At 55.2% G+C, this 17,826-nt stretch carries 16 protein-coding genes and 1 riboswitch; of the genes, 14 read left to right on the top strand and 2 right to left on the bottom strand.

Annotated elements, in window-relative coordinates; genetic code table 11:
• Nucleotides 1–2: 2 nt before the first annotated feature.
• From RWM61_RS05635 to RWM61_RS05685, 11 genes are all read left to right on the top strand, one after another.
• The gene (locus tag RWM61_RS05635) at nucleotides 3–632 is read left to right on the top strand and encodes a glycerol-3-phosphate responsive antiterminator (RefSeq protein WP_313998331.1); all 630 of its coding nucleotides are present in this window, start codon (nucleotides 3–5) and stop codon (nucleotides 630–632) included.
• Nucleotides 633–838: 206 nt separating this feature from the next.
• A complete protein-coding gene (locus RWM61_RS05640) occupies nucleotides 839–2,167 on the top strand; it encodes an ABC transporter substrate-binding protein (protein WP_313998333.1) in 1,329 nt (442 codons plus the stop codon).
• A gap of 104 nt (nucleotides 2,168–2,271) precedes the next feature.
• Complete coding sequence (locus RWM61_RS05645) at nucleotides 2,272–3,162, top strand: HAD family hydrolase (protein WP_313998336.1); 891 nt, start codon at nucleotides 2,272–2,274, stop codon at nucleotides 3,160–3,162.
• Nucleotides 3,116–4,189 (top strand): ABC transporter ATP-binding protein, encoded by a 1,074-nt coding sequence (locus RWM61_RS05650; protein WP_313998339.1) that lies wholly within the window; start codon nucleotides 3,116–3,118, stop codon nucleotides 4,187–4,189. The genes RWM61_RS05645 and RWM61_RS05650 overlap by 47 nt, the downstream gene beginning before the upstream one ends.
• Before the next feature lie 8 nt (nucleotides 4,190–4,197).
• The gene (locus tag RWM61_RS05655) at nucleotides 4,198–5,064 is read left to right on the top strand and encodes a sugar ABC transporter permease (RefSeq protein WP_313998448.1); all 867 of its coding nucleotides are present in this window, start codon (nucleotides 4,198–4,200) and stop codon (nucleotides 5,062–5,064) included.
• A 60-nt stretch (nucleotides 5,065–5,124) separates the two neighbouring features.
• Complete coding sequence (locus tag RWM61_RS05660; protein ID WP_399538005.1) at nucleotides 5,125–6,000, top strand: carbohydrate ABC transporter permease; 876 nt, start codon at nucleotides 5,125–5,127, stop codon at nucleotides 5,998–6,000.
• 55 nt (nucleotides 6,001–6,055) lie between these two features.
• Nucleotides 6,056–6,910: a glycerophosphodiester phosphodiesterase family protein gene (locus RWM61_RS05665; protein WP_313998343.1), complete on the top strand. Its 855-nt coding sequence runs from the start codon at nucleotides 6,056–6,058 to the stop codon at nucleotides 6,908–6,910.
• Nucleotides 6,911–7,089: 179 nt separating this feature from the next.
• Complete coding sequence (locus RWM61_RS05670; protein ID WP_313998346.1) at nucleotides 7,090–8,787, top strand: spore germination protein; 1,698 nt, start codon at nucleotides 7,090–7,092, stop codon at nucleotides 8,785–8,787.
• Complete coding sequence (locus RWM61_RS05675; protein ID WP_313998348.1) at nucleotides 8,735–9,856, top strand: endospore germination permease; 1,122 nt, start codon at nucleotides 8,735–8,737, stop codon at nucleotides 9,854–9,856. Before RWM61_RS05670 ends, RWM61_RS05675 begins: the two co-directional genes overlap by 53 nt.
• A complete protein-coding gene (locus RWM61_RS05680; protein ID WP_313998350.1) occupies nucleotides 9,825–11,063 on the top strand; it encodes a Ger(x)C family spore germination protein in 1,239 nt (412 codons plus the stop codon). The genes RWM61_RS05675 and RWM61_RS05680 overlap by 32 nt, the downstream gene beginning before the upstream one ends.
• 14 nt (nucleotides 11,064–11,077) lie before the next feature.
• On the top strand, nucleotides 11,078–11,299 hold the full coding sequence (locus RWM61_RS05685) for a CLC_0170 family protein (RefSeq protein ID WP_313998352.1): 222 nt from the start codon (nucleotides 11,078–11,080) through the stop codon (nucleotides 11,297–11,299).
• Between the two features lie 54 nt (nucleotides 11,300–11,353).
• On the opposite strand, the gene RWM61_RS05690 is transcribed toward RWM61_RS05685, so the two are convergent.
• On the bottom strand, nucleotides 11,354–11,644 hold the full coding sequence (locus RWM61_RS05690; protein WP_313998354.1) for a hypothetical protein: 291 nt from the start codon (nucleotides 11,642–11,644) through the stop codon (nucleotides 11,354–11,356).
• 421 nt (nucleotides 11,645–12,065) lie between these two features.
• The gene (locus RWM61_RS05695; RefSeq protein ID WP_313998356.1) at nucleotides 12,066–14,993 is read right to left on the bottom strand and encodes an EAL domain-containing protein; all 2,928 of its coding nucleotides are present in this window, start codon (nucleotides 14,991–14,993) and stop codon (nucleotides 12,066–12,068) included.
• Nucleotides 14,994–15,062: 69 nt separating this feature from the next.
• Nucleotides 15,063–15,149, bottom strand: a riboswitch (cyclic di-GMP riboswitch).
• A 194-nt stretch (nucleotides 15,150–15,343) separates the two neighbouring features.
• On the opposite strand from RWM61_RS05695, the gene phnD reads away from it, so the two are divergent.
• Genes phnD through phnC form a run of 3 tightly spaced genes read left to right on the top strand, consistent with a single transcriptional unit; the run spans nucleotide 15,344 to nucleotide 17,819 of the window.
• Nucleotides 15,344–16,285, top strand: coding sequence for a phosphate/phosphite/phosphonate ABC transporter substrate-binding protein (gene phnD, locus RWM61_RS05700; protein ID WP_313998358.1), 942 nt, complete (start codon nucleotides 15,344–15,346; stop codon nucleotides 16,283–16,285).
• 6 nt (nucleotides 16,286–16,291) lie between these two features.
• Nucleotides 16,292–17,038, top strand: coding sequence for a phosphonate ABC transporter, permease protein PhnE (phnE, locus tag RWM61_RS05705; protein WP_313998360.1), 747 nt, complete (start codon nucleotides 16,292–16,294; stop codon nucleotides 17,036–17,038).
• A 10-nt stretch (nucleotides 17,039–17,048) separates the two neighbouring features.
• Nucleotides 17,049–17,819, top strand: coding sequence for a phosphonate ABC transporter ATP-binding protein (phnC, locus tag RWM61_RS05710; protein WP_313998450.1), 771 nt, complete (start codon nucleotides 17,049–17,051; stop codon nucleotides 17,817–17,819).
• Nucleotides 17,820–17,826 lie beyond the last annotated feature (7 nt).

Genomic DNA, 17,826 nt, shown 5'->3' on the forward strand with positions numbered 1-17,826 from the left:
CGATGAAACATTCTGATAGCCATGAAGCGTTCTTCCGGGGACTCGACAGGCATCGGATGATAGCCTCCATTAAAGAACCCAAGCATATCGAAACGGCTCTTGCGCTTCGGGATCGATTGAGCGGCGTATTTCTCCTGACCGGTCATATCGGCGTGCTGAAAGGTTATGTGGATCTGTTTAACGAGCATCGGGTGCCGGTGTTTCTGCATTTGGAGAAAATCGGGGGCTTGAGCACGGACTACCACGGTCTCGATTATTTGGCCAAAGTGATCAAGCCGGCCGGCATTATAACGACGAAAACGAATGTGGCGAAAAACGCCAAAAAATTGGGCCTGATCACGATCCAGCGTTTTTTTCTGGTGGACACCGAGGGGCTTGAGAACATCGCGAAAAGCCTGTGCCAGATCGAGCCCGACATGATCGAGCTCATGCCCGCCCGGATCCCGGAAATGATCGGCATGGTGAAATCGTTCACCTCGCTCCCGATTATTACAGGCGGCCTGCTGTTCGAGCGGAGTCAAGCGCAGGAGTGTCTGGACAACGGGGCCAATGCCGTCTCCTCCTCCAATCCGGAGCTGTGGCAACGCGCGGATGGCATGCCGGGAACGAAACGAATCCGCAAAGTCGTGTAAAATCATTCGGTCACATTTGACATAACTTTATCATTCCGGTAACACAGAATTAATAGTCGGGCCTTATGATCGTTATGACAAGTAAATAGCAAACAGGTTGGAGTATTGGAGAAACCTTATCAAGTCTGCGGACGCGCAAAATGTCCGCGGCTGGATTAAGGTTTCTTTTTTGCTGCAATCAAATAAAAAAATAGGAGGAAATGAAAATGTTCAAAAAGCTTACTGCACTCACGCTTTCGATCCTGACGGTTCTCGTACTCGCTGCATGCGGTCAAGGCGGCACGAACGGCGCGGCCGACCCGGCCGCCTCGAATGCGGCGGGAAATACGGCCGCGGCTGAGGCGCCGAAGAAGATTACGATCAAGTACTGGTACGCGTGGGGGGAAAAAATCGAGGAAGCCAAACAGAATATGGTTAAACAATTTAATGCTTCCCAGGACCGTATCGAAGTCATTGCGGAGTATCAAGGAACCTATGACGATCTGCATGCCAAAGTGCAGGCGGCCTTCGCCGCCGGAGACGCTCCCGCGGTAACCGACCTCGAAATCGCGTCCACAGGCGTGTTTGCCCGCAGCGGCATGCTGCAGGAGCTCACGACCTACGCGGAACGCGACAAGGATGAACTGAAGCTTGACGATTTCAACCCGGGCCTGATGGGGAATGCCTACGTGGACGACAAGCTGTACGGCCTTCCTTTTATGCGGAGCACTCCGATTCTGTATAAGAACGTCACGATGCTCAAGGAAGCGGGCCTGGATCCGGAAGGTCCGAAGTCGTGGGACGAGCTGGAGCAGTACGCCCGTGTGCTTAAAGAAAAGGGGAAAATCGGCATGACCGTTCCGGTCGACATCTGGTTCTACGAGGCGCTGGTCGCGCAAAGCGGCGGCACGATGCTGACGGAGGACGGGAAAGCCGCCGCGTTCAACTCGCCCGAGGGTGTGGCTCCCGTTGAATTCTGGAAGAAGCTTGCCGCTGAAGGACTGATCAAAATTCCGGTCGGCGACGAAGCAGGCGCCACGGCGGACAAGGATTGGGCCAACCAGATGTCGGCGTTCAAGTTCGGCTCTACGGCAGGCGTGTCGGCAAGTCTGGAAATTGCGAAGGGCAACGGCTTCGAGCTCGTGACGGCATTCATGCCGGCCAACAAAAGCTACGGCGTTCCGACCGGCGGAGCCCAGCTCGTCATGACGTCCAAAAGCAGCAACGAAGAAAAAGAAGCCGCGTGGGAGTTTATGAAATTTATGACCTCCAAGGAAAATACGATTTACCAGCATAAATATGTCGGTTACCTGCCGACCCGCATGTCCGCCCTGGAAAGCGAAGAGCTGCAGGCCCATTTCAAGGAGTTTCCGCAATATAAGGTCGCGGTAGACCAACTGGAATACGCAAGGCCGCGTCCGATGGAGAACGCCTATCCGGAGGTTGCCAAAATCGTCAAGGAAGCGATTGAGAAATCGATCCTCGATCCGAAGGTTGTCCCGCAGGACGCGATGAACGAAGCGGCGGAGAAAGCGAACAAGCTGCTCGCCAAGTAACGATTGACGCAAAGTAGCAAAGTCGCAGCATGGGTTGTACTCAGGAGACAACCGCCGGGCCGGAGGTTGTCTCCCACCAAGTCATACTTTCAGAGAGGTAAGTCATGTTCAGCGAGAATTGGTTGTCGGCAATTAAAGTACTCATCTTCGATATGGACGGCACCCTGTATCAGGAAGACTCGTTCATGGACCGCTATATTCGCTATTTGCTGGAAGGAACGGACCGGGAGCCTGAAACGGAAACGGCGGTCAGCCTGGGCAGAGCCATTCTGTCCGGCGAGCATCCTTTCAAATTCGGCCATTTCTACCATATACGCGACCATATCGCCTTGGTACGGCACGAAGGCAGCTTCATTCAAGGGTTTACATGGGAAGGGTCGACCGCACAGCATCAACAGGCTGCCGATGCGGATCTGATTCATATCGGTGACCCGTGGGGAATTGCGGCGGTTATCGCCCGCAAATTCGGTCTTCCCGAACACAAAATGCAGCAGGCTTTTGAACGGGTTCGACGGGAAATGGTGCTCGAGCCGTACCGTTTCGAATTCCGCAGCGCTCTGTTTGAGGCGATCGAAGCGCTGGATGCGGTCGATAAGAAAATCCTGATGACCAATACGTACCTGGCATCCGGCATCGAGTTCCTGGACTATATGCAGATTCACCACCTGTTCGATGAAATTTACTGCGGTGCCGAGAAGCCGTTCGGCTTACAACGTTATTTTACGAACCTGCTGAAGCAGGGCTATAAGCCTTATGAAATTTTATCGATCGGCGATAATCCGTGGAACGATCTGCATCCCGTCAAGCGGCTCGGCGGCAGAACCTGCTTCATTTCCCCCTACACGAGCGCCGATCCCGAACGCTGGGATTTAAGATTGGCCACCCTTGACGAGCTGGAGCGGTTCATGCGCGAGATTCAGCAGCATAAAACAAGGAGGGAATTGGAGAATGGCGGGAATCGAGCTGAAAAACATAAGCAAGAAGTTCAAGGATGAAACGATTATCCAGGATTTGAATCTGACGATCAAGGACGGGTCGTTCACGGTGCTCGTCGGACCGTCCGGCTGCGGCAAATCGACGACCCTGCGCATGATCGCGGGCCTCGAGAAGCAGAGCGGCGGGGAAATTTGGATCGGCGGCGAATGCGTGAACGACACGGCGCCCGGCCTGCGTGACGTCGCGATGGTTTTTCAGAACTATGCCCTGTATCCGACGATGACCGTCCGCGGCAATATTGAGTTCGGTCTGAAGAACAGAGGCGTCCCGAAAACCGAGCGCGAGGCGCTGATCAAGGATATTTCGGAGGTTGTCGGACTGACGCCCCATCTGGATAAAAAGCCCCAGCACTTATCGGGAGGACAGCGCCAGCGGGTCGCGCTTGCGCGCGCGATGGTGAAGAAGCCCAAGGTGTTCATTCTTGACGAGCCTTTATCGAATCTGGACGCGAAGCTGCGCAACCAGATGAGAACCGAGCTGATCCAGCTTCACAAGCGGCTCGGCACAACCTTTGTGTACGTGACGCATGACCAGGTGGAAGCGATGTCCATGGGCGATGAAATCGTCGTCATGAATAAAGGCGTCATTCAGCAGGCGGATTCGCCGCTCAAGCTGTATAACGATCCGGAAAATCTGTTCACCGCCCAGTTCATCGGAACCCCGGCGATGAACATCATGAATGTCCGGGATGCGCACGGCCTGGAGCTCGAATCGGCCGAGAACGTCGGCTACGTCGGTTTCCGGCCCGAGCAGGCGCTGATGGGAACGTCGGTTAAAGCTGCCGAAGGCTATGCAATCGAAGGGGAAATCGTTACCCGCGAGAGCCTGGGAGCGGAAAATATTTATCAGATCCAGTCCCGTGCCGGCCTGTTTTTCGTAAAGACCTTCCTGGAACCGTTGGAAAATGCTTCGCGCATGACGGTCACGATCCCGTATGAGCATCTGTATTATTTCACTGTGAACGGGCAGCGGCACCGCGGCGCGCGCGCGCGGATCAAACAGCTTGTGACGGCCGGAGGCGTGTGACCGTGACTATGTGGGAAAAGCTGCGCCCTTACGGCATGGTTGCGCCGGCCATCGTAATTTTCTCCCTGTTTTTTATTTATCCGATCTTCTACATGATGTATTTGAGCATGTTCGATTGGAACTTCATCAGCCCGACCAAGACGTTCGTCGGCTTGCAGAACTTCAAGGATTTGCTGGCGGACGCCGATTTCCGGAAAGTGCTTTCGAATACGACCGTTTACACCGTATTAACGGTTACGCTGACGACCGGCCTTGCCTTGCTGCTGGCCATTTGGTTGAACCGAAAAGGAATGTTTCACGCTTTTGTGCAGGGCGCGATTTTCAGCCCGCACATCATTTCCCTCGTGTCCATTTCGCTGCTCTGGAGCTGGCTGATGGATCCCGAATACGGGCTGCTGAACTGGGTGATCGGCCTGTTCGGCTTCGGGCCCCTGCAGTGGCTGTCCCATCCGGGCTCGTCGCTGGTCTCGCTCGTCATCGTCGCCGTATGGAAAGGGCTCGGCTACAACACCCTTGTGTTTATTGCCGGCTTGCAGAGCATTCCGGGCGATATTCACGAAGCTGCCGCCCTCGACCGGTCGAAGCCTTGGACGACGTTCCATCGACTGATTCTGCCGATGCTGTCGCCCACGATTTTCTTTCTTGTCATCATCAACCTGCTCAGCTCGTTCCAGGTATTCGAGACGATCGCGATCATGACCCAGGGAGGGCCGGTCAACTCGACGAATACGCTCGTTTATTACATTTACGAGAACGGCTTCCGGTTTTTCAAAATCGGCTACGCCTCCGCCGCAGGGGTCATTCTGCTGTTCATCGTCGGCGTTCTGACGCTGATTTATTTCAAGCTTCTGTCCAACCGCGTTCATTACCGTTAGGAAGAGGTGAATGTCTTGAAAACAGTCAACCGCACGCTCGGCGGCGGCCGCGGCGGCTCCATGCTCGGCAGCCGGTGGGCCGGTGTCCGCAGCAAGCAGGAGGCATTCGCGAAACCGCTGGCTTTTGCGCTCCGGCTGGCCAATATCGTGTGCCTGCTTTTGCTCGTGCTCATCTTCGCCATGCCTTTTGTCTGGATGCTGTCCACTTCGCTTAAGACGCTGCCGGAAACGATGATTTTCCCGCCTGAGTGGATTCCCCGCAATCCGGTCTGGCAAAACTACGCCGATGCCTGGAATTCGGGGCCGTTCCTGCAATATTTCACGAACAGCCTTATTGTAGCGGTCGGTATTCTGATCCTGCAGATGGCTACCATTATTCCGGCCGCTTACGCCTTCGCGCGTTACCGGTTCGCCGGATCGAAATTTCTGTTCGGCATCGTCATGGTCACGCTGATGATTCCGGCTCAATTGATTTTCCTGCCCGTGTATCTCGAGTTAAGCGCCTGGAAGCTGCTTAATACGCATCTTGGACTTATTCTTCCGTTCGCTTCGAGCGCCTTCGGCATTTTCTTGCTGAGGCAATCGTTCATGCAGGTATCGGAGGAATTGATCGAGGCCGCGCGGCTGGATCAGGCGAAAGAGTGGAAAATTATTCTCAAAATTATGGTGCCGCTCGTCAAGCCGGTATTGGTCACCTTCACGCTGTTCAGCTTCATCGCGCATTGGAACGACTACTTCTGGCCGCTTGTCATGACGACCAATGAAACGGCCAGAACGCTTCCGCTCGGCATTGCGAAGATCCGGGAAGCGGAAGGCGTCGCCACATGGAACACGCTGATGGCCGGCAATCTCATTCTGGTCGCGCCGATACTGGTCGTGTTCTTCTTCTTGCAGCGGCAAATCATCAAGGCTTTCGTATACAACGGCGTTAAATAAAACGGATGGAGAGGGATGGAATAGAAAGCAGGCTCGGCATGGGGAGGAGAAATTGATGCTGCAGCGCAGATTGAACACCCTGTTTTCTTCCGCCGGCATTATATGGCTGATCGTTGTCAGTGCGGGGCTCTCGCTGCCGCTGGCCTACCTGGATCCGAATGAAGAAGCTGCGATCGTCGCGCATCGCGGAGCGTCCGGCTATGCGCCGGAAAATACGATGGCGGCGTTCGAGCTGGCGGTGCAAATGGACGCCGATTACATCGAACTCGATGTGCGAATGAGCAAGGACGGCGAGCTTGTCGTGCTCCACGACGAGACGGTGGAGAGAACGACGAACGGAGCGGGCAATGTTCGGGATTATACGCTGTCCGAGTTAAAGGCGTTGGACGCGGGCAGCTTTTTCGCCCCCGGCTATGCGAAGGAAACGATTCCGACCCTGCAAGAGGTACTCGACCGGTTCCAGGGCAGAATCGGGCTGCTGATCGAAGTCAAAGCTTCGCCGTCGTATACCGGGCTGGAGGATAAAGTGGTACGGCTTTTCGAGCAATATGACGATCGGGAAAATATCGTGATCCAGTCGTTCGATGCGGAGTTGGCGCGCGCCATCAATGCCCGATTGCCGGACATTCCGGTGGGCGTCCTTATCTCTGCGGAGCAGCCCCCGCTGACGGATGCGGCGCTGGACGACATCGCATCGTATGCGGCTTACATTAATTATAATGTTGAGCAGCTGGATGCGGAGACGGTGAAGAAGGTCCACGACCGGAACCGCAAGGTTATGGCTTGGACGATCCGCAAGGAAACGGACGAAGCGCGCATGAAGCGGCTTGGGGTGGACGGGATTATCACGGATTACCCCGTCTGGGGATTGAAGGCGCAGGTGGAGCGTTTGGCCGCCGAATCGCGGTAATGAGAATAGGCGGAGGGCTGCCCGTTAAGGGGCAGCCCTTTTCGTGTAATGCGCGCCGGTCGGACCTCTGTAAGTGATTATTGCGGGAACGGTTTCCGCTGTCCGGCATATCGCCCCAACAAAAGGTTTAACGGGCAGAAAGCCGTCAATAATGAGTATGAAACGAAAGGGGGATGACGATGCCGTTTCCGCGCCGGCTGATGAAAAAGCAAAAGAGTCCCGGACTTCCGGATCAACTATTGCCCGATCAAATTTTGGAAAAGCACAAGAATGAGTCTATCGGCACCCGGCTGGAGGATACCCTTTCCTTCGTGAAAAATCTGTTGGAAGAGAACGAAGACTTCGTAGTCCGGCGGTTTCACGTCTTCGGACGGTTTCCGGCAGCCATGTTTTTCTTCTCCAATATGATTGATCAAGCGGCGATCAACGCCGATATATTGAAGCCGTTGATGGATGCGCCCCGTCATTCGGAAGCAGCACAAATGGAGACCCATCAGTTGAAAAATGTTGTCTTGAACGATACGCTGCACCATAGCGGAGGAAGATTAGAGAGGAACCTTGTTAAAATTGTAGAGGCGATCCTGAGCGGGGAAACGATCATCGCGGTGGAAGGATTGGACGAGGCTTTCCTGATCGGCACACGCCATGTTGAAAAGCGGGCGGTTGTGCAGCCGCAAACGGAGCAAGTCATCCGCGGTCCGCGTGAAGGGTTTATCGAACCGCTCGCCACGAATATCGCCTTGATGCGATACCGGCTGCAAACGCCGAATTTTTGTGTCCGAACGATGAAAATCGGCAAATTAACCAAATCGAAGGTGGCAATCTGTTATATCAGAGGGGTTGTGAATCCCGCCCTCGTGAAAGAAGTCGAACATCGTCTTTCCGCGATCGATATAGACGGCATACTGGATACCGGATACATTGAGCAATTTATTGAAGACCACCATACATCTCCCTTCCCCCAGATTCAGAATACGGAGCGGCCGGATAAAGCGGTGGCCAACTTGCTGGAAGGCAGGGTGATCCTGTTTGTCGACGGATCTCCCTTCGCCCTGATCGTTCCGTCGGTCTTCAGCCAGTTTTATCAAACGACAGAGGATTATAATGAACGATTTCTGTTGGTCAGCTTTATTCGTTTAGCGCGGCTGGTAGCCTTGATGTTTTCTTTGATTTTCCCGTCTCTTTATGTAGCGGTCATCTCCTTCAATCCCGAACTGATTCCCACGGAGTTTGCCGTAGCGGTGGCGGGCGGCAGAGCCGGAGTTCCATTCCCGTCCGTCATCGAAGTCCTGATTATGGAAGTATCCATGGAGGTCTTGCGGGAGGCGACGATTCGTTTGCCCCAGCAGGTCGGGGGCGCGTTATCCATCGTCGGGGTGCTTGTCGTCGGGCAAGCCGCGGTGTCTGCCGGATTCGCCAGCCCCATCACGGTTGTCGTCATCGCGTTGACAACCATCGGTTCCTTCGCCACACCCGCGTACAATGCGGCCCTTGCTTTGCGGCTGCTGCGTTTTCCTCTCATCATTCTTGCCGGTATATTCGGATTGTATGGAGTCATGGTCGGGCTGATCGTCGTGGCCAACCACCTCCTGTCTTTAAAGTCGTTCGGTGTGCCCTATATGAGCCCGATTGTTCCCGGGAGCTTCGAAGGAATGAAAGATACGGTCATTCGGGGGCCGCTGTGGTGGATGAAGAAAAGGCCCGTGCTTCTGCATCCGCTCGATAAGGATCGTCTGGGCGATAAAACACTGGAGGAAATCAAGCAGCCGCCAAGCAATACGCTCGATCCGCTGAAAGTCGGAAATGAAAGGCAGGCAGAACAGGATGGAGTATCCTCGGCAGATCACCTTGATCCAGGCAGCCGGAATTCTGATTAGCACCATTATTGGGGTAGGGGTGCTGCCTCTTCCTCTCTTTGCTGTGCGCGCGGCCGACGCTGGAGCGCCGCTTGTTACCCTGCTTGCCATTTTCCTTTCCTCTGTCGGATTAGCGTTGATCGCTGTGCTGGGCAAGCGTTTTCCCAATAAGACGATTGTTCAATACAGCGAAGACATTATAGGGAAATGGCCGGCCAGGATCGGCAGTATTCTGATCATCAGTTTTTTCGCGGTATTAACCGCGCTTGCCGCGCGTGAATTCGGCGAAGTGGTTATTACCGCGGTTTTGAAAAGAACGCCGCTCGAAGTGACGGTCATCGTCATGCTGCTGTTGGCGGCGGTGCCGACACGCGGCGGCATGACGACATTTGCCTACATCCACCATTTTTATTTGCCGGTTATCGTCGGTCCCGCCTTGCTCATCGTAGCCCTTTCCCTGAAAAATGCCGAAGTCCTTAACCTCCAGCCGATCTGGGGCAACGAGCCGGGCGGTATGCTGCAGGGTGTGTTGACCGTAGCGGCCCTCTTTCAAGGCTTTTTCATTCTGACCATCGTCATTCCAGCCATGCGCAGCCCGGGGAAGGTGCTCAAGGCCAGTTTTTGGGGCATATTCATTGCGGGAGGGCTGTACTTTCTGATCGTTGTGGCAACGGTTTCCGTATTCGGTTCCGAGGAGACGAAGTTTTTGCTCTGGCCGACGCTTGAACTGGCCAAAACAACCTCCTTGCCCGCGAATATCCTCGAACGCTTGGATGCGGCATTTCTGGCTATTTGGGTGACGGCCGTGTTCACTACGCTGTTTTCCAGCTATTTTCTGACCATCCACTCGATGAGCAAGCTGTTTCGCTTGCGCGACCATAAGCTCTTTGCACTGTTTCTGCTGCCGTTCGTTTTTCTTTTGGCGATGCTGCCGCAAAACATATTGCAAATGTACGAAATCATACAAATTATCGGCCGGTACGGTCTCGTCATTACGATAGGCTATCCGTTTGTTTTGTGGATGATTGCCGTAATTCGCAACAAAAGGGGGGATCGTCATGGGGATCGCGAAACGGAGCAATCGGGTTAAGCTTCTCTGTTTCTTCCTCATGGCGGTTCCTTTGCTTGCAGGATGCTGGGACCGGATTGAGATTGAAGAACGGGCCGTTATTCTTGGCATTTCCATCGATAAGGAAGAAGAGGAGACGGTGAAAGAAGAGGCGAATGTTTCCCATCTGCCCGGAAAAATTCCCGTTCCGCAAGAAGGCATGATACGCCTGACCGCGCAGTTCGCGGTGCCGGGCCGAATTCCCCTTGGGCCGGGAGAAGGCGGAGGCGGAAGCGGCGGCGGAGCGGAACAGCGAACGGTATGGACGCTGCACGCGGTCGGGCATACGCTGGACGATGCCGTGAGCAATCTTCAGCAGCAAATTTCGGCTCCCTTGTTTTTCGGCCATTTGCGCATTATTGTGGTCTCGGAAGCGATGGCGAAAAGCGGCCTGCAGAATGTGAACGATTACTTGAGGCGCAACCCGGAAGTGCGAAGGATGTCCTGGATGGCGGTCTCAAAAGGAAAGGCCGCAGCGTTCATGGAAGCTGCTCCGGAGATGGAACGGGTGCCGGCGCTGTATCTGATTGCGACGCTGGACCAAGCGGTCAAAATGGGCAAATTCCCCTTGGACTTTGTCGGACTGTACTGGAGCAATACCTCGAAGAAAGGCCAGGAAGGATTTCTGCCTTATGTCGACATTAAGAAATCCGATAATGTCGAAATCAGCGGTATGGCTTATTTCAAAGGGAACAAAATGGTCGGTAAAACCCAACCGTTTGAAATTGTCGCCTACATGGGCATTAAAGGCGTCAATCCCGCGGGATATCAGAATTTTGTTGAAATGCCGGGGGATTCGAATATGGTCGTGTTTACGGCCACCCATCGCAAGTCCAAAATCGATGTCGACATCAAAAACGGCCGTCCGCGAATGGCGGTAAAAATTTTTCTGGAGGGAAATTTGCGCGAAAAACTGAACGAGAGCTCCGTTATTGACATCGGCAAGCTGAAACCGATTGAAGAGGGGACAGAAAAAGGACTTCTGAAATTATATCGGGATATGATTGAGAAAACCCAGGAAAAAGGCTCCGATATCTTCGGCTTCGGTGAATATGTACGGGCCAAAGAGCCGGGGTATTGGAACAAGGAAATTAAAACAAAAGAAAAATGGCAGGACATGTATAGAGATGTTTCCGTCGATGTCAGCGTAAAGGTAAGCATTCGGCGGATCGGCACGAAAGCCAGGTAGGAGGCTCGGTCCGGATGGTTTTTGGAAGCTATGTCGGGTATCTCAACTTTGTGATTATCCTTTTCGTCGCAACCGGTGGATGGATCGTCCGCTTCGACGCGAAAAGATATGCGAGGGACGGAATGAAAAAGGAACAAAAAGCGGCCCTTTTCATAGGATGGCTGAACATCGTGCTGGGTGCCATGATTTTTGTTGCCAATTGGATCTACCAGCAATGGTTTTTCTTTCGCTGGTAATAATGCCGCAACGCAAAGGGAGCCGTGCGCGAGCACGACTCCCGGCGCAATGGTTTACACCTGCACGAGCTGCTTGGCGGCCGCGTTGTAGGCGGAGCGGTTCTCCCACAGGAACGAGGCGACGGCGTCGAGGTCATCAAAAAACGACTCGTCCTCGTCTATGTAATCTCCGCCGCGCCCGTGCGCGCTGAATCGGCCGTCCGCGTAGCGCATCAGCGTCCACTGCCCGCCGCGCTTGCGGTCCTCAAAAACAAGATAATGTTTCCCGCGCTCTTCGTCCCAATTCGCAATAGAAGGAAAGCTGTCCACAATCGATTCGATGTCTGACTTCTTTTTGATTTGCATGATTCTTCTCCTATTCTTTTTTCTACAACGATATACGAGAATGGCTGAAAAGGTTGTCAAACGGCGGCGCGCAAATTAAGTTTTTTTGTCGAAAAGAGAGGCCGTCCGCTACTTTTTTTAGCTATAAAGATGTGATAGGATTACAAAGGCATATTTATATCGCAGGTAAATGAGTGAATCTATCATCGGATAAGAAGTCACATTCATGGCCTAGCTTCCTTGAAAGGGGAGGTTAGGTTTTTTTGTTTTTTATAAAATTTCCCAGCCGAGGTCGCATAAATTCCATGATCAACTACTATCAACAACATATCGCAGGTTATATCAGCAAGTTGCTCCGAACGATCCTGATTGTCCGCAAAGTCATTTTGATCCGCATCGAGAAAGAGTTCATCCGCTTGGGACACGGAGAGCTGATGCGGCATTATGATGCCGATGTCGTATGCCAATCCCTCGCGTACAACAGCTCTTCGATGCGCGCGGACGGAAGCGGCTTGCTCACCAGATAGCCCTGGATTTCATCGCATTTCATTTCCCGCAGAAGCTCGGCCTGAACTTCCGTTTCCACGCCTTCCGCAATGACGGACAAGCCTAGGCTGTGCGCCATGGAAATAATCGCCCGAACGATCGGCAGGTCCTCCTCGGATTGAATATCCCGGATGAACGACTGGTCGATTTTCAGGTGATCGATCGGAAACTTCTTTAAATAGCTCAGCGAAGAATAGCCTGTGCCGAAGTCGTCCATCGCGATTTTGATGCCCAGCTTCCTTAGCTTGTGGAGAATGTTCCATACAAACTCCATATTATGCATGCTGAGATTTTCGGTAATCTCCAGCTCCAGGAATTGCGGTTCCAGTCCGCTTTCCTTCAGGATTTGCGGGACGAGCTCGACGAGGTTTTGTTCCCGAAGCTGCCGCACGGATATGTTCACGGACACGGCAAAGGCCGGGTGACCGGCATTCTGCCAGGCTTTGTTTTGGGCGCAAGCCTTACGCAATACCCACTCGCCGATCGGACAGATCAAGCCCGTTTCTTCGGCTGCCGGTATAAACTCTCCGGGGGAAATCCACCCCCGCTGCGGATGCTTCCAGCGAATGAGCGTTTCCAGCCCGCTGAAAGCCCATGTTCCCGCATTGATCTTCGGCTGGTAGTGAAGCTCGAATTCGCCGTTTTCCAACGCTTTATGCAGCATCGTTTCCAGAACCATTTTGCTCGCGGTCGACTCGGACATTTCCGCCATGTAGAAGCGGTACATGTTTTTGCCCTTCTCTTTGGCGGCGTACATGGCCTGGTCGGCGCGCTTGATCAGCTCCTGGTGATCCTCGCCGTCGACAGGATACATGCTGATGCCGATGCTCGGCGTAATGAACACTTCATGGCCGTCCAGATCGAACGGCAGACTGAAGGCGTCCAGCATTTTTTGCGCGGTCAGGGCCGTCTGCTCCCGGTTCGTTCGCGGCAGTACAGCCGTGAATTCATCGCCGCCCATGCGGGAGAGAATGTCGTTCGCCTCGATGCAGCCTTGCAGCCGAACGGCCGCCTGCTGCAGCAGCGAATCGCCCTGCCCGTGTCCCAGCGAGTCGTTCACGACTTTAAACCGGTCCAGATCGATAAAAAGGACGGCCGCCTGCCGCTCCTGCCGGCCCGACCGTTCCAGGACGAGGTTCAACTCCCGATTGAACAATACTCTGTTGGGCAAGCCGGTCAAGCTGTCGTAATAGGCAAGGTGCCTGATCTCGCCGAACATCGTTTTGAGCTTTTCGGACATGTTCTTGAAGTTGGCGGTCAGGACGGCGATTTCGTGCAAAAAGCTTTCGGGCCAATCAAAGGGCTTGTTTTCCGATATTTTGGCCGGCAAATCCGTCGTCGCATTCGCCAGACGGGAAATCGGCCGTATGATCAGCCGGCTGAGAAGGATAGCCGCGGCGGTCGCCACCAGTCCGAACAGCAGCAGAACGGACAGTATTTTAATATAGGAGCCGTACAAGGCGTCCCGGTAGGGCGCCGCATGGGATTCGACCACGATCGTCCAATCCCGCTCCCCGGCGCCCGTTAAGCCGATGAGCTTGACGTAAGACGACTTTTCCCAGCGCGTCATCGGGTTTTGCTCATCTACCGGGAACCAACGGTACAGACCGTTCTTCAGGGCAACCGGATCCCCTCCTTGCTTCCAATCGTAGATCCGCATGGCGTCGAAGCCGCGCCGCGTGCTTGCGATGACCTTCCGGTTGCGGTCGACGATCGTAATGTCCATGCGGCGGTTATCGGTGAATTTCTCGATTCTGTCTTTGATGTAGCCGAGATTCAACGCCCCGGACGCGATGCCTTGGAACCGGCCGCCCTTGACGATCGGAGCCGCAATGTTCACGATCGGTTCGGAAACGCCGACCCTGCCGACGAAAACATCCGATATGACGGGCCGCAGGCCCGCTTGCGCCCGCTGAAAGTAAGGGCGGTCGGCGAAATTCAAACCCAGATTGGACCGGCCTTCCGCGTTCTTGAACGGGTAAAAAGCAACGGTCGTTCCCGCGGCGTCGGCGATATAAATGCTGCGAAAATCCGGAAAAATCTGCCCCGGATTGGCGGTAAGCTTTTGCAGCGCGTCCCGGTCGTTCGGATTCTCCTCGGAAGCCAATACGGACAATTGCTCGATAGCCGCCAGGTGAGCCGTTCGCCAACCGTCGATCTCATTGCGGATGATTTCGGATTGGCGTTCGATCGCGGCCTGGATTTCCCGATCGGTTTTATAATATTCCTGCCATCCGATCATGACGGTCACGACCAGCAGCGGGAAAATGATCAGCCCGGTGAAGATGAGAAACAGAATATCGTAGAAATGGCGGGTCGGTTTTTTGGCGTTCGCCGCCGGCCGCGCAGAAGCCGGCAAAAAGGTATACAGCAGGGTGGCCGCCCACGCATTGAAAATGCCGTTCACCGCGTCCTTCAGGATGACCGTGAGCGTAGCCGTCGTGTTCATATGCAGCGCGAGACGGTAGCCCAGCCAGATCAAAGGCGCGCCGACAAGGAGCCAATACAGCGCCGCCAGAATAATGCTGTCGCCGATCCTGCGCCGGTAAAAAGCACCGATGAATACCGTCTCCAGAACAAGGGCCGCCATGCCGTACGGATGATTCCACAAAAAGACCGTAACGCCGCCGGCCAGGATGGAGGCCGTTACCCCCCATTTCAATCCGTGCCATCTTAAAATCAACAATACGAAGATGCTGCCGAATATGAGATCCACGCCGAAAAACAGCGACACGTTCAGCGCATTGCCGATACCCGCCAGCGCAAGCAGCAGCAGCAAGCGCGAAACGGAGGCGACCGATGCCGCTTTGGTTTGGTTGAACATTACGATCCCGCCTATGTATAAATGATTAGGCACATAAAAAAAACACAACCCGAAAGGTAGTGTTTGTTCAAGTGCAGCCCAGCCGTCATCGCCGAATCGGCGGAAGACCTGTGGTTTTGCGTCCCCGCCTTTCGGACGAGTTTGCCGTAGGTATTCAGTTACATACAATCATAACGGAATATGTCGTAATTTGTCAAAAACTTTTTTTTGGTTGGGACGGCAGCGCCTAACGGACGGTCAGGGCGGACGGCGGACGGCGCTTTCTTTTTTTTCGGGCGAAACTGTGTTAATCTCAATTATTGTACTGATCTTATATGGGATCATTCATTTTGACGGGAGGAGAGAACGGAATGTTCCGAAAAAGACAATCGTTTTCGGTATTAACATGTCTGCTGATCTCTGGCCTGCTCGCAACGGCTTGCGGCAACGCGGATAAGCGGGAATCGGGTACGGCGAACAATCAGGCAGGGAATGCGGCGCAGGGGCAGGAGGAAATCCTGATCGGCGTCATTCCCGCGCAGGGCGGCAATGAGATGAAGCCCGGCGCGGACAAGCTGGCGGACGTATTGGCGGCGAAGCTCGGCAGGAAGGTAACGGCCGAGGTGTATCCGGACTACAACGGCGTCGTGGAAGCGATGGGCGCCGGCAAGGTGCAAATGGCCTATCTCGGACCGCTGACGTATGTGGAGGCGCATGAGCGGTACGGCGTCAACGCGATCGTCACGCAGCTTATCGAAGGGAAGCCGTTCTACTATTCCTATCTGATCGCTCCGTCGGATTCCCCATACGCCTCGCTCGAGGATGTCGTGGCGAATGCGGGCGACGTCCGGTTCGCCTTTGGGGACATCAACTCGACGTCCGGCAGCCTGATCCCGGGCATCGCGCTCAAGAAAGCGGGCGTGTTCAAGTCCCAGCAGGAGCATCAGTTTGCAAGCGTAACGTATACGGGCGACCATACGGCTACCGCGCTTGCGATCCAGAACAGGCAGCAGGATGTGGGAGCGATCGACAGCGCCTATTACAATAATCTGGTGAAGCAGGGCAAGGTGGACGGCAAGAAGATCAAGAAGATCTGGCAATCGGAGGAGCTGTTCCAATATCCGTGGGCTGTCGTGAACACCTTCTCCGATGAAGATATCGCAAGCATACGGGAAGCGATGAAGGGCATCGACGATCCCGACATTCTCGGCGCGTTCGGCGGCGCCAGCGGGTTTGCGGAAGCGAGCGACGAGGATTACGCGGCCATTCGGCAGGCGGCGATCGAGGACGGGCGTTTGAAGCCCAAGCCGTAACCTGTGATGAAAAGAGTTTTTGCCGCCGCGGCGGTGGTTGTCCTGCTTTGGTGGTCGGGATCGGGCGTGGGCGTGACGGTCTCGGCTTTTCGCGATCTGGGCAACACGTTCCGCTTTATCGCCGGCAACTGGTTTCCGGCCGATGCGGCCGACTGGCGGATCGCGGTCAAAGCGATGCTGGACACGCTGGAAATTGCCGTATTCAGCACGCTCGCCGCATTATTGCTCGCCGTTCCGGGAAGCTTGTTCGCCGCCCGGAATTGGGCGCCGGCGCGCTGGATGTACGACGCCACCCGCGGCTTGTTCAATGTTGCGCGCTCGATACCCGAGCTTGTGCTGGCGCTTGTTTTCATACCGACCCTCGGCCTCGGTCCGATGCCCGCGGTGATGGCGTTGATCATTCACAACGTCGGCGTGTTCGGCAAGCTGCTGTCCGAGACGATCGAGGCGACCGACGAAGGGCCGCAGGATGCGGTCAAGGCGGTCGGAGGGACGAGGCTGCACGTCGCGCTGTACGGCATCTTTCCCCAGATGGCGCCGCTCGTGCTGTCCCACTATTTTTACCGGCTTGAGGTGGCGATCCGGACGAGCCTGATTCTCGGCATCGTCGGGGCGGGCGGCATCGGCCAAATGCTGTTCAACGATTTCAAAATGTTCGCCTATGAAAAAGTGACGTTCGAGGTTCTCCTCATTATGGTGATGGTTGCAGCCGTCGATTATTTGGGCGCGCTGATCCGAAGGCGGGTGAAGTGAGCTGCTGGAGCTGAAGGGAATCGGCAAAACGTACAAGGGCGAGGCGACGCCGGCCCTCGACCGGATTGATCTACGAGTTGAGCCGGGGGAATTCGTGGCCGTGCTCGGCCGAAGCGGCGCCGGCAAATCGACGCTGGTCCGCTGCATCAACCGGCTGGTCGAGCCGGACGCCGGCGAGATCATCTGGAACGGCCGCGCGATCACGGGGATGAACGCGCGCGAGCTGCGGGCCGTCCGCGGCGAGATCGGCATGGTGTTCCAGCATTTCAATCTGCTGCCGAGGCTGACGGTGCTGACGAACGTCATCGCCGGCCGGTTCGCCGGCATGCCGCGCTGGCGAAGCCTCATCGGCGCTTTTACGGCGGAGGACAAGGCGCGGGCGGCGGCGGCGCTGCGCAAGGTCGGCCTTGAGCCGTTCGCGGGCCGGCGGGTCGATGATCTGAGCGGCGGGCAGAAGCAGCGTGTGGCGATCGCGCGCGTCGTGATGCAGCAGCCTGCCCTGCTGCTCGGGGACGAGCCGATCTCGAGCCTTGACGCGGTCACGGCGGGACGAATTATGGCCTATATCGCCGAGCTGCACCGCGAGCGCGGAATGACCGTCGTCCTGAATCTGCACGATGTGGCGATCGCCCGCGCGTATGCGACCCGCATCATCGGCTTGACCGAGGGACGGATTACGTTCGACGGTTCTCCGGAGGAGCTGGGCGATGCGGAGCTGCGCACGATCTACCCGCCAGACGAAGAGGACGGCGGCGGTGAACCTATAACCTATAATCGTTAGGAAAGAA

It is taken from the genome of uncultured Paenibacillus sp. (genome assembly GCF_963515335.1).
Lineage (GTDB): Bacteria > Bacillota > Bacilli > Paenibacillales > Paenibacillaceae > Paenibacillus_I.